The organism is Rhizobium sp. 05N49, assembly GCF_056396805.1.
The window spans coordinates 242,986-255,412 of record NZ_JBFTME010000007.1 but is presented as its reverse complement, the minus strand read 5'-3'; the positions used below and the strand labels follow the sequence as shown (position 1 = coordinate 255,412).

14 protein-coding genes are annotated in these 12,427 nt (G+C 60.0%); 11 read left to right on the top strand and 3 right to left on the bottom strand.

The genetic code is table 11. From position 1 onward, the window contains the following. Positions 1-44: 44 nt before the first annotated feature. A complete protein-coding gene (locus tag AC1DF8_RS16700; RefSeq protein ID WP_018114583.1) occupies positions 45-473 on the bottom strand; it encodes a CoA-binding protein in 429 nt (142 codons plus the stop codon). Positions 474-578: 105 nt separating this feature from the next. Between AC1DF8_RS16700 and AC1DF8_RS16695 the strand changes: the two genes are divergently transcribed. Continuing rightward, on the top strand, positions 579-902 hold the full coding sequence (locus AC1DF8_RS16695) for a hypothetical protein (protein ID WP_183850943.1): 324 nt from the start codon (positions 579-581) through the stop codon (positions 900-902). Positions 903-1,383: 481 nt separating this feature from the next. Continuing rightward, positions 1,384-2,220 (top strand): EamA family transporter, encoded by an 837-nt coding sequence (locus AC1DF8_RS16690; protein ID WP_478154206.1) that lies wholly within the window; start codon positions 1,384-1,386, stop codon positions 2,218-2,220. On the opposite strand, the gene AC1DF8_RS16685 is transcribed toward AC1DF8_RS16690, so the two are convergent. Next, entirely contained in the window at positions 2,221-3,054 is an 834-nt protein-coding gene (locus tag AC1DF8_RS16685) for an enoyl-CoA hydratase (protein ID WP_112544583.1), read from the bottom strand. Positions 3,055-3,403: 349 nt separating this feature from the next. Between AC1DF8_RS16685 and rplM the strand changes: the two genes are divergently transcribed. Both rplM and rpsI read left to right on the top strand, forming a co-directional pair. Further along, on the top strand, positions 3,404-3,868 hold the full coding sequence (rplM, locus tag AC1DF8_RS16680) for a 50S ribosomal protein L13 (protein ID WP_018114579.1): 465 nt from the start codon (positions 3,404-3,406) through the stop codon (positions 3,866-3,868). 3 nt (positions 3,869-3,871) lie between these two features. Beyond that, complete coding sequence (rpsI, locus tag AC1DF8_RS16675) at positions 3,872-4,345, top strand: 30S ribosomal protein S9 (protein WP_018114578.1); 474 nt, start codon at positions 3,872-3,874, stop codon at positions 4,343-4,345. Between the two features lie 53 nt (positions 4,346-4,398). On the opposite strand, the gene AC1DF8_RS16670 is transcribed toward rpsI, so the two are convergent. Further along, positions 4,399-4,776, bottom strand: coding sequence for a VOC family protein (locus tag AC1DF8_RS16670; protein WP_018114577.1), 378 nt, complete (start codon positions 4,774-4,776; stop codon positions 4,399-4,401). Between the two features lie 278 nt (positions 4,777-5,054). Here AC1DF8_RS16670 and cml point away from each other — a divergent pair, with 278 nt between their 5' ends. The 7 genes from cml (at position 5,055) to AC1DF8_RS16635 (ending at position 12,401) form a co-directional block, all read left to right on the top strand. After that, a complete protein-coding gene (gene cml, locus AC1DF8_RS16665) occupies positions 5,055-6,242 on the top strand; it encodes a CmlA/FloR family chloramphenicol efflux MFS transporter (protein ID WP_478154205.1) in 1,188 nt (395 codons plus the stop codon). A 105-nt stretch (positions 6,243-6,347) separates the two neighbouring features. Next, positions 6,348-6,716 (top strand): antibiotic biosynthesis monooxygenase family protein, encoded by a 369-nt coding sequence (locus AC1DF8_RS16660; protein ID WP_478154204.1) that lies wholly within the window; start codon positions 6,348-6,350, stop codon positions 6,714-6,716. Then, positions 6,706-7,659 (top strand): agmatinase, encoded by a 954-nt coding sequence (gene speB / locus AC1DF8_RS16655; RefSeq protein ID WP_478154203.1) that lies wholly within the window; start codon positions 6,706-6,708, stop codon positions 7,657-7,659. The genes AC1DF8_RS16660 and speB overlap by 11 nt, the downstream gene beginning before the upstream one ends. A gap of 80 nt (positions 7,660-7,739) precedes the next feature. After that, positions 7,740-8,663 (top strand): N-acetyl-gamma-glutamyl-phosphate reductase, encoded by a 924-nt coding sequence (argC, locus tag AC1DF8_RS16650; RefSeq protein WP_018114573.1) that lies wholly within the window; start codon positions 7,740-7,742, stop codon positions 8,661-8,663. Between the two features lie 75 nt (positions 8,664-8,738). Next, the gene (locus AC1DF8_RS16645; RefSeq protein ID WP_113204681.1) at positions 8,739-9,530 is read left to right on the top strand and encodes a sulfite exporter TauE/SafE family protein; all 792 of its coding nucleotides are present in this window, start codon (positions 8,739-8,741) and stop codon (positions 9,528-9,530) included. 62 nt (positions 9,531-9,592) lie between these two features. Further along, a complete protein-coding gene (locus AC1DF8_RS16640; RefSeq protein ID WP_112544595.1) occupies positions 9,593-10,357 on the top strand; it encodes a bestrophin-like domain in 765 nt (254 codons plus the stop codon). A gap of 364 nt (positions 10,358-10,721) precedes the next feature. Next, complete coding sequence (locus AC1DF8_RS16635; protein ID WP_478154237.1) at positions 10,722-12,401, top strand: ABC transporter ATP-binding protein; 1,680 nt, start codon at positions 10,722-10,724, stop codon at positions 12,399-12,401. Positions 12,402-12,427: the final 26 nt, after the last annotated feature.

Below are 12,427 nucleotides of genomic sequence, written 5' to 3'. Positions count from 1 at the left end.
CAACCGCGGCGCGTTCCGGAGAAAATCCGTTCTGCCTGACAGCGTCAGCCGAAAAGACGCGGATACTCGATTGCCGGGCAGCGGTTCATGACGACCTTGATACCGCCGGCTTCGGCCTTGGCGGCGGCTGCATCGTCGCTCACGCCAAGCTGTGCCCACACGACCTGCGGGCGGGGATCAAGTGCCAATGCCTCGTCCACCACCCCGTCAAGATATTCGGATGCGCGGAAGACCTCGACCATGTCGACCGGTTCGGGGATGTCGGCAAGACGTGCGTAAACAGTCTGCCCGTGGATCTGCTTGCCCGCCTGCCCCGGATTAACGGGAATGACCTTGTAGCCGCGCGACAGGAGATAGCCCATGACACCATTGCTCGGCCGGGCCGGATTGGGCGAAGCCCCCGTCAGCGCGATGGTTTTGACGGATTTCAGAATACCGGAGAGATAGTCGTCGGCATAGGCATCATGGTTCATATCTGCTGTCTCCTGGAACTGGATCTCACAGTCGCGATTCATTGAAACCGGCGGCCCGTTTGCGCGTATATATAGGTGCCGGAAATCTAAGGGAGAAATTGTGCCATGAAAAAAATCGCCGTTACCCTCGCGCTTGTGCTCGCCGCCTCGCCGGCGCTTGCGATCTCGCGCTACAATCCGCTCACCATGAGCTGCCAGAGCGTGCGCGCAGCGATCCATAATCAAGGCGCAGTCATCTTTCGCTACACTTCACCCCGCGGCCTTCCTCTCTACGACCGCTATGTCCGAAACAGCAATTACTGTGATGCGACCGACTATGCGGAATGGACGAGCATTCCCTCAAAGGACAACCCCAAGTGCCGGGTGCTGAACTGCCAGAACATAGACAACCTGGACGGGATGTTCTTCATTCCACACTATAATCTCTAAGCGAGCATTCATTCGGAATTTTGAATATTATCGATCCTTTCGCATCTGCGAAAGGACTCGTCGTTCAATCTGTAGATACAAAATATCTCAAGAAACTCGCTTTGATTGTAAATTTATAACCATTTCAAAGTTATAGAATAATGTCTACATTTCAGCAGCATAGGATTGTCGACATTCTCTCGCCATGGCTGAATTTCACCTTTCATACATAATTTGATCACGATATGTTCATGTGTCCATTAGTAACATCTCATAGTTGTGTGAGATAAGCGGAATTGAACGTATTTCGAGCGCACGCAGAAATTGCCACATCAATGGGCAATTGTTCGCTTCATTGATCCATGCTATTGAATTTGGACCGTGTGGAGTACACCTTGCAGATCAAATCGCGCAAACACAGGTTGTTATTTCAAGGCGGGCTCAAACGGGAAAGCTGTGATGGTTTCCCATATTTTGCTGCAGTGCTCCCGGATCATTCACCTTGCCCCTCGACGTTATTCTTCTTGTCCTTTTCGGTGCGCTTCTGCACGCGACATGGAATGCCATCATCAAAGCCGGCAAGGACAAGTCACTTGATGCGGCGCTGATCTCTGCAGGCGGCGCTGTTGCCTCGCTGCCATTCCTGCCGTTGCTTCCCCTGCCGCAGCCCCAGGCGTGGCCCTTCATCGGCGCTTCCGCGATCCTGCAATTTGCCTATTTCCAGCTGGTGGCCGCCGCCTACAGGGCGGGCGATATCGGCCTCGTCTATCCGCTGATGCGCGGCGCAGCGCCCCTGCTCATCGTCGCCACCAGCGGCTTCATCCTCGGAGAGCATCTGACGGGTGGAGCGCTTGCCGGAACCATGACGATCTGCGCCGGCATCCTCACCCTGGCCTTCGAAGCCCGCCACGGCAGCCGTCACGCGATTATGCTGGCGCTGATCAACGCCTGCGTCATCGCCACCTATACCTATGTGGACGGCATCGGCGCCCGGCTTTCCGGCAATGCGATTTCCTACACGCTGTGGATGTCGCTTCTGCCGCCGGTTCTCCTCTTTGCCTGGGCGATTTCGCAGCGCGGCCTCATAACTGTCGCCACTCACGTCAGGCGAAACTGGTGGCGCGGGTTGATCGGCGGCACGGGCTCGATCGCCTCCTATGGCCTGGCACTCTGGGCGATGACGAAGGCCCCGGTCGCGACGGTGGCGGCGCTGCGGGAAACCGCCATCCTGTTCGCACTTGTCATCTCGGTTCTGGTGCTGAAGGAAAAGGCCAGTGTCTGGCGCTATCTCGCCGGCATCATCATCGCGCTCGGCGGGCTGATCCTGAAGCTCGCCTGATCATTCACCCTTCCATTCGGGCGTGCGCTTTGCAAGAAAGGCACCGATCCCCTCCTGCGCATCGCCGGTCAGCATGCTGTCGACCATCACGCTTGCGGTGTAGTCGTAGGCTTCCGCGATCGGCATTTCGAGCTGTCTGTAAAAGGCTTCCTTGCCGATCCTCAACGCCTCCGGCGACTTCGAGGCAATGACGGATGCGTATTTGCTGACCACCTGGGTGAGGTACTGCTTCGGTACAATGCGGTTGACCAGACCGAAATCCTTTGCCGTCGAGGCGTCGATCGTCTCGCCCGTCAGCAGCATCTCCATCGCCTGCTTGCGGTGGGCGGCGCGCGAAACGGCGACGGCCGGCGTCGAGCAGAAAAGCCCGATATTGACGCCCGGCGTGCAGAAGGTGGACGTATCCGTGCAGATCGCAAGATCGCAGCTTGCGACGAGCTGGCAGCCTGCTGCCGTCGCGAGCCCATCGATCTCGGCGATGACCGGCTTCGGCAAACGACTGATCTCGAGCATCAGATCCGCGGCCAGCGCAAAGGTTTCTTCGAAGAAGGCGACGCCGTCGTCCTCGTCGGCGCGGTGCGCAGTCAATTCCTTCAGGTCATGACCGGCGGAAAAGACATTTCCTGTCGAGGCGATGACGACGATGCGTACGTCCTGGTCATCTGCCGCACCCTGCAACTCGCCCATCAGCGTTTCCATGACTGATATAGAGAGCGCATTGGCCGGTGGATTGTTGAGCGTCAGGCGCAATATGCTGCCGGAAAGCTGGCGAAGCACGAGGGCGCCCTCGCCCGAATTGTTGTTGTCCTTGCGGAAGGATACGATCTCGGCCATGGCATGTTCCTGTGCTGTCTGTATCCGTCCTTGTGCCACAAGGGTGGGGCGATTTCGAGCCGAATACGACAGTGCGTGACTTTCCGGATGCGAAACTTCCTGTTTTCGAGCGCACTAATGTGAGGTATCATTATACCTCACATTTAACCTATTGTTTTTTCTATGCTATTTTTCCGGCCGCCAGAATGGCCTGTATTGACCGGCTAATCGATTGCCGCTATAAGCCGCGCCGGAAATGCAGCCTTTCGGGGCTGTTTTCTTTTTTGGTCTGTCTTTCGAGCAGCCAAGCCAAGCAACAAGAAACGCCCCATCGCCTTCGGGCACGGGGATCCAAGAGAGAGTAACAACTATGGCAACCTTCTCCCAGAAGCCTGCAGAGGTGGAGAAGAAGTGGGTCGTCATCGACGCCGAAGGGCTCGTCGTTGGCCGTCTCGCTTCCGTTATCGCTATGCGTCTGCGTGGCAAGCACAAGGCAACTTTCACGCCTCACGTTGACGACGGCGACAATGTTATCGTCATCAACGCTGACAAGGTCGTTTTCACCGGCAAGAAGTATTCCGACAAGGTTTACTACTGGCACACCGGTTATGCCGGCGGCATCAAGGAGCGTACTGCTCGCCAGATCATCGAAGGCCGCTTCCCGGAGCGCGTCCTCGAGAAGGCTGTTGAGCGCATGGTTCCCCGCGGCCCGCTCGGCCGTCGCCAGATGAAGAACCTGCGTGTATACGCCGGCCCGAACCATCCCCACGAAGCACAGCAGCCGTCCGTCCTCGACGTCGCCTCGCTGAACAAGAAGAACGTAAGGAGCGCCTGATAAATGGCTGACCTTTCCTCCCTGAAGGATCTCGGCACGTCGACTGAAGTAGCAGCTGCTGCTCCGGCTCACGTCCGCAAGGTCGACTCGCTTGGCCGTTCCTACGCGACCGGCAAGCGCAAGAACGCCGTTGCCCGCGTATGGGTCAAGCCGGGCTCCGGCAAGATCATCGTCAACGGCAAGGAATTCGCGGAATATTTCGCACGTCCGGTTCTGCAGATGATCCTGCGCCAGCCGATCGTTGCTGCTGCCCGCGACGGCCAGTTCGACATCATTGCAACCGTCGCAGGCGGCGGTCTCTCCGGCCAGGCCGGTGCTGTTCGCCACGGTCTGTCCAAGGCCCTCACCTACTTCGAACCGGGCCTGCGCTCGGTCCTGAAGAAGGGTGGCTTCCTGACCCGCGACAGCCGCGTCGTCGAACGTAAGAAGTACGGTAAGGCCAAGGCCCGCCGTTCGTTCCAGTTCTCGAAGCGCTAGTCGCTTTCAGACATGCTTTCATGGAAAGGCCGGGTTTTCGCCCGGCCTTTTCTTTATTCCGGCTTGTTGAAGAAGGCTTCCAGCCGATATCCATCAGGATCGATGATGAAGGCGGCATAATAGAACTGGCTATAGTCCAGGCGGATGCCCGGTGCGCCATTGTCCTCGCCACCATTGGCAAGTGCTGCGGCATAGAAGGCGTTGACGGCCTCCTCACTCGTGGCGACGAAGCAGAAATGCAGCCCCGAGCCGCGATCGGCCGGCACTGGGCGCTCCACTTCACTCACCCAGAAGGCAGGCCTCTCGGTGCCGTATCCCATCGTTCCGTCGAAATTCGACAGCCGTTCATAGCCGAGCGCCGCCAGTGCCGCATCGTAAAACTGGCGCGATCTATCGAGGCTTTTTACCCCGATTGAAATGTGGTCGAACATTGCTCGTGGCTCCTTCCTGGTTTAGTCGGCGCAGCTTCTTGGAAGCGGTTTGCGAAGTCAACGCGCCACTCGCCTATTGTCGCCGGTACTGCCGGCTGTTAAAGCCACGTCAGATTTCAGACCGGACAAGACAGGACCTGACATGGGAGCCACCCCGTCCGCAGACAGATGGGCCGCAGCAACCTTTTGAAGTTGTTGCGGCATCTGTCCAATCAATCGAGACTGCGATGAGAAGGCAGATCGCCGCCGGATGAACTCATTCGAGCGGATGAATACCTATGCCTTCCCAAAACAGGAACTGGACTTGCTCCCTGCCGGCAGCGGTGCTGCTTCTGGCGCCCTTCGATATCCTGGCCTCGCTTGCCATGGACATCTACCTCCCCGTCGTTCCGACGATGCCCGAAGCACTCGGCACATCGGCGACAGTCGTTCAACTGACCCTCAGTCTCTACATGCTCATTCTCGGCGCCGGCCAGATGCTCTTCGGACCCCTGTCGGACCGGATCGGCCGGCGTCCGGTGCTGCTTGGCGGCGCGCTGCTGTTTGCGATCTCTTCGCTGTTGCTCGCAGCCACTTCGTCGGCCGCACTGTTCGTCGTGCTGCGCCTGCTTCAGGCGGCCGGCGCGTCGGCGGCACTTGTGGCGACCTTCGCAACAGTGCGCGATGTCTACGCAGCGAGGCCGGAAGGCGCCGTCATCTACAGCCTGCTTGGCGCGATCCTCTCCTTCGTGCCGGCGCTCGGACCGATCGCCGGCGCCGTGATTGCCGACCATGCCGGGTGGCGCGCCATCTTCCTGTTGCTCGGCGGACTGATGCTTGCGTCGGTCCTCAACGCCCTGAGAGGTTGGCACGAAACCAGGCCTGCGGCATCAGTCGCAGCAACGATCAACATGCGTTCAATCCTGACGAATGCGCATTTCTGGACCTACACGACAGGCTTCAGTGCGGCGATGGGCGCCTTCTTCGTGTTCTTTTCCACCGCACCTCGGGTGTTGATCGATCATGCCGGCTTTTCGGGTCTCGCCTTCAGCCTTTCCTTCGCCACGGCGGCAGCGGTGATGATCCTATCCGCACGCTTTGCCGGCCGCTTCGTCGCGCGATGGGGAATGGTCGGCAGCCTTGCCCGCGGCATGGGCCTGCTTCTTGTCGGCGCGTTGCTTCTCGGCCTCGGCGAGGTGCTGCTTGCCCCCTCGTTCGCCAGCTTCGTCTTGCCGATGTGGGTGATCGCCGTCGGCATCGTGCTGACGACCGCGGTTACGGCAAACGGGGCGTTGGCGGCCTTTGGCCAAACAGCCGGAACGGCGGTTGCACTCTACTTCTGTGTCGAGAGCCTGATTGTCGGCTGCATCGGCACGCTCTTTGTGCTGCTGTTGGACGGCAATACGGCATGGCCACTCGCCGGCTATTGCACGGCAATGGGTATCATCACACTGTTTGCACTATGGCGCATCCGCGCTCGCGGCTGATGCCAAAGGGCGGCGGAGAAGATCCGCCGCCTGGCTTGAAATGTGATTCCTTGAAATCTGCAGGAAGCTCGCCTACCCCTTCCTTCAGAGACAAGGAATCCGATCATGCCCTCTGCCAAACCCTCACGCTTCGCCACCACGCCCGAACCGCCCTACTACGTCGTGACCTTCTCGTCCGTTCGCACCGAGGGCGACAATGGCTATGGCGCCATGGCAGACCGGATGGCGGAGCTCGCGCTGCAGCAGCCGGGCTGTCTTGGGGCCGAAAGCGCGCGGGATGCCGATGGCTTCGGCATCACCAATTCCTACTGGGCCGACGAGGAAAGCCTGAAGGCCTGGAAGCAGGTCGCGAACCACCTCGCCGCCCAGCGCCTCGGTCGTGAGCGCTGGTACAAGCAATATAAGGTTCGCATTGCGCGGGTAGAACGCGCCTATGACTTTACCGGAGAGGAGCAAGCTTCCCATGGCGAATAAGACCATCGACCATGCCTTCACGGCGCAGAGCCTGACATCGGCCGCCTCCGACCCGACCTTTGCCGGCGCGCTCTCCTTCATGCGCCGCCGCTTCACCAAGGATCTGACAGGAGCCGATGCCGTCGTCTGGGGCATTCCCTTCGATGCCGCGACCTCCAACCGGCCGGGCACGCGTTTCGGGCCGCAGGCGATTCGCCGGGCGTCGGCGATCTTCGACAACGATCCGCAATATCCGTTTCAGCGCGATCTCTTCGCCGAAATGGCCGTCATCGACTACGGCGACTGCCTGCTCGACTACGGCAATCATCAGGACACGCCTGCAGCCATAGAGCGGCAGGCGAGCACCATTCTCGACAAAGGGGCCTTCCTGCTCACCCTCGGCGGCGATCATTACGTCACCTGGCCGCTGCTGAAGGCGCATGTCGATCGCCACGGCCCACTGGCGCTCGTGCAGTTCGACGCCCATCAGGACACGTGGCTGGACGACGAGCGCCGTATCGACCACGGCTCCTTCGTGGCCCGTGCAGTCCGCGCCGGCCTCATCGATCCCGACCGCTCCATCCAGATCGGCATCCGTACGCATGCGCCAGAGGATTTCGGCATCCACTTGGTCTATGGCCATCAGGTCGAAGAGATGAGCGCATCGGATATCGCTTCGACGATCATCTCGCATACGAAGGGCTCGCCCGCCTATCTGACCTTCGATATCGACTGCCTGGACCCGGCCTTTGCACCCGGCACCGGCACGCCGGTTGCCGGCGGCCCGTCCAGCGCGAAGATCCTCTCCGTGCTGCAGCGGCTGAAACAGCTCGATATCCGCGGTGCCGACGTCGTCGAAGTCTCTCCGCCCTATGACCATGCCGACATCACCGCCATTGCGGGGGCGACGGTCGCAATGTATATGCTGGGCCTCCACGCCGAACGGCGCGCGACGGCAGGATGACTGCTGTTATCAAATTGATTCAACTTCATGGCAAACTGATTCCGGAAACAATCCGAACTCACTGAAAGTGCAGGATAATCATGGCAGCAAAGATCTTCATCGATGGCGAAGCTGGAACGACGGGTCTGCAGATCCGCGAGCGTCTGGCGGAGCGCCGCGATCTTGAGCTGCTGTCGATCCCGACCGAAAGCCGCAAGGACAAGGCTGTCCGTGCAGCGCTGCTCAACGAGGCCGATATTGCGATCCTCTGCCTGCCGGACGATGCCGCCAAGGAAAGCGTCAGCCTGATCGAAAACGGCCGTACCAAGGTTATCGACGCCTCGACGGCGCATCGCGTCGCCGAAGGCTGGGCCTATGGCTTTCCGGAAATGAGCAAGGAGCAGGCGGGCGTCATCGCCTCGGCCAAGCGCGTCGCCAATCCCGGTTGCTGGCCGCAGGGGCCGATCGCCACGCTGCGCCCGCTGATCGAAGCCGGGCTCGTGCCTGCCGACTTCCCGGTCACGGTCAACGGCATTTCCGGTTATACCGGCGGCGGCCGTACGATGATCGAGGATTACGTCGCCAAGGGCGAAGATGCGCCCGAATACATGCCCTATGGCCTGAGCTTCAAGCACAAGCACCTTCCCGAGCTGCAGCGCTATGCCAAACTCGGACGCGTGCCGTTCTTCCAGCCGGTTGTCGGCAATTTCGCGCAGGGCATGGTGGTCACCGTTCCGCTACAGCTGTCGCATCTGCCCAAGGTGCCGAAGGGTGCTGACCTGCATGCAGCGATCGCCGACTATTATGCCGGCATCGGGGGCTTCGTGGAGGTTGCCCCCTTGGAGACGTCAGAGCGCACGCCGGAACTCAACCCGGAAATCTACAACAACACCAACCGCATGCGCCTGCACGTCTTTGCCAATGACGATCTTGCGCAGGCGCTTCTCGTCGCGGTCTATGACAATCTCGGCAAGGGTGCTTCGGGCGCCGCCGTGCAGAACATGGACCTGATGCTGGGCGCCTGATATCAGGCATATCAGGCAGTTGCGTTAGACAGGGCCTCCTGCCCTGTCTCTCCCCCGAAATACGGAGCCTCATCGATGACGCTGGAAGCGCTGATGGCCGGCCTGCGCGCCTGGTTTGACGCCGCGCTGCCCGACCATGGCATCCCCGGGTTGATCATCTTCGCATTCGTTGCCGGCCTTGCGCGCGGGTTTTCCGGTTTCGGCGCCGCGCTCATCTTCATTCCGCTTGCCGGTGCCGTCATCGGGCCCAAGCTCACCTCTCCTGTGCTGCTGGTCATCGACGGGCTTGCGACGCTTGGCATGATCCCGGCAGCATGGCGCGGCGCGGACAGGCGCGAGGTCTTCACGATGGCAGCAGGCGCCGCTCTCGGTGTTCCCACGGGAACGGCAGTTTTGGCGCTCATGGACCCGCTTTTGCTGCGCTGGATCATCTCGGCGATCGCCATCTGCCTGCTCGCGCTGCTTGTCTCCGGCTGGCGCTATCATGGCAAGCCGATCGCTCCGCTCAGCGCAGCAATCGGCCTTGTTGCCGGTCTCTTCAGCGGCGCGGCACAGCTCGGCGGCCCGCCTGTCGTCGCCTACTGGCTTGGTGGCAAAAGCAACTTCACGCGTGTGCGCTCAAACGTCATCCTCTACTTTTCGATCTCCACGGTCTTCAGCTTCGTCAGCTATTATTTCGGCGGGCTGTTCGTCTCCACGGTTTTTGCGCTTACGATCGTCACGCTGCCTGCCTATGCCACCGGCCTCTGGGGCGGTTCGAAGCTGTTCGGCTTCGCCAAGGAAAGCACCTTCCGCGTGACCTGCTACATTCTGATCGCAGCCTCGGCGATCGGCGGCATGCCTGTGTTCGACAGTCTGCTTCGGTAGTCCCCGACATGATTGCCCGTCTGATATGAAAGCCTTACACTCTCCCATATGAGGGGAGCTAAATGGCGTCGGTTCTGATCGGCATTGCCATCATTGGAGGCACGACCGCAACAGTGCTTGCGGCCTACTACATCATGCATCTGGTTATGGGCGGTGACCCAGGCGGACGGGACAGGGAACTGGCCAGTTCGGTCATCACCCGCATCGCCAGCTTGCATGCACTCATCCTCGCCCTCGTTTTTGCGCAGGAAATGATCGAATACCAGGCCCTGCGAACAGAAAGTACGGTGGAAAGCAACGCGGTCGGCGATGTCTTCTATGATGCCGAGCGTTTTGGGCCGGAGGCGCAGGGACCAATCCAGAAGGCGCTGAAGGATTATGTCCGCATCGTCATCGAGCAGGAATGGCGTGAACTCGGGCGCACGGGCGAACTCTCTTCGGCCGCCTGGGATCAATGGAACAACGCTTATCTGAGGATTCTCGAACTGGTACCTGCCAATGCCAAGCAGGAGAGCCTGCGCAGCCATATGCTCGCGGAGATACATATGATTTCGGAATCCCGCGACCGAAGGGAAAACAGCGGCACCGACTCTATCAGCCTGATCTTCTGGTTTGCCGCGGTTTCGGGCGTGATCTTCACCGCGATCGGCTACTACCCGTACGCGCCCGATGGCCGCAACCTGCTGCTACTATCGATCTTCGGCATCTTTACCGGCATCATCCTTTTCTTCATCTACGCCTTCTCCAATCCGTACAGCCCACCCGCGACGCTGTTTCCAACGGCTTTCGAGCGCTTGCAGGAGGAAATCAGCGGGCCCGATCCGTGAGCGGAAATGGCCCGAAGACCCCGCCCAAGCCTGTCGCTGTCACATGTCAGAACAAAAAGACTGTCGCCTTTCGCAGCGTTTTGCGGTAAAAGCGGCACGCTGTCAGCAAGGCCGTGCCGCTTGAAAGGCGCACAGCCCCTGGTTTCACCCCGATGGGAGGCACTGATGAAAACGATCCTGAGCAACCAGAAAAACAAGATCAACACTCAGGATATCCGTCTTCATGTCCAGTTTGCTTTCACGCGCGAGGAAAAACCCGCGGCGTCCTAACCACGACCTCTCATCAGCATCGCATATCCACAACGGGCGCCAGTTGCGCCTGCGCAAATTTCTGTCCTATTTCCGGCCGCATCTTCCGCTGCTCATGGCCGATATTGCCTGTGCCGTCGTGGTCGCTGCTGCCGCAGTAGCCTTGCCGCTCTGCGCCAATATCGTGATGAGCCATCTCATCGTGCTCACCGATAGCGCTTCGGCCTATTGGCAGATCCTCGGCATGGGTGGCGTCATGCTGGCCATCGTCGCGATCGAGACAGGCGCGATCTTCTTCGTCGACTATCGCGGCCACATGATGGGTGCGCATATCGAGGCGAATATCCGGCAGGAACTGTTCGACCACTGCCAGAAACTATCCTTCGGCTTCTACGACCGGCACCGCACCGGCCAATTGATGAGCCGCATCGTCGGCGACTCCTTCTGGTTGGGTGAGCTTTTTCATCACGGGCCGGAAGACCTGCTGATCGCCTTCCTGAAATATAGCGGGGCCATGACGGTCCTGTTCTTCATCGATCCGCAGCTTGCCTTTCTGATCCTTCTGCTGACGCCATTTGCAGTGGCCTATGCACTTCACTTCAACAGGCGCATGAACCGCGCTCTCGAGGCGAGCAAGCAGGAGATCGCCGCCGTCAACGAAAGAGTCGAGGATGCACTGGCCGGCATCCGCGTCGTCCAATCCTTCGCCAACGAGGACCTGGAACGGAGACGCTTTGCTGTCCTGAACCGGCGCTTCCTCGAAAGCCGCGCCGATGGCTACCGCAGCGAAGCCTGGTTTTCCGCCGGCGCTGAGACCTTCGCCCAGATCATCACGCTTCTGGTCGTCATCCTCGGCGGATTGCGCATCCTTGCGGCGGAACTCACCATTGCCGATCTTCTGACCTTCCTGCTCTGCGTCGGCGTCCTCGTCGATCCGGTCAAGCGGATGGCCAACCTCGCCCGGCTCTGGCAGGAGGGTTACACCGGCTTCGTGCGGGCGATGGAGATCCTGGAGATCGATCCAGACGTGGTGGATCGTCCTTCGGCGCGCGCGTTGCATACGCCGAGGGGAGAGATCAGGCTGTCAAATGTCGATTTCAGCTATGATGACGGGGCGGAGGTGCTCAGCAACCTGTCGCTGACCATCCGGCCGGGCGAATTCGTTGCGCTCGTCGGCCCGTCCGGTGTGGGGAAAAGCACGCTCTGCGCGCTGCTTCCCCGCTTTTATGATGTCACCGACGGCTCGATCGAAATCGACGGCACCGATATTCGCGATGTGACGCTCGCCTCACTGCGCCGGCACCTCGGCGTGGTGCAGCAGGATGTCTATCTCTTCGCCGGAACTGTGGCGGACAACCTTCGCTACGGTCGCCCGGATGCCACAGACGAAGAGGTGGAAGCTGCGGCCCGCGCGGCTCATGCGCATGAATTCATCATGGCTTTGCCGCAGGGCTATCAGACCGATATCGGCCAACGCGGCGTAAAGCTGTCGGGCGGTCAGCGTCAGCGGCTGACCATCGCTCGCGCCTTCCTCAAGAACCCTGCCATCCTCATCTTCGACGAGGCGACGAGCGCGCTCGACAATGAAAGCGAGCGCGCTGTCCAACAGGCGTTCCTGACGCTCGCCAAAGGGCGCACCACACTCGTGATCGCCCATAGGCTTTCGACGATCCGCCATGCCGACCGTATCCTGGTGCTTACCGGCGACGGTATCGCCGAAGAAGGCAATCATGACAGGCTTATGGAGAGCGGCGGCATTTATGCCAATCTCTATGGGCTGCAGGCGAGCATTTGAGGCCTCTGAATATGACATGCGGAATG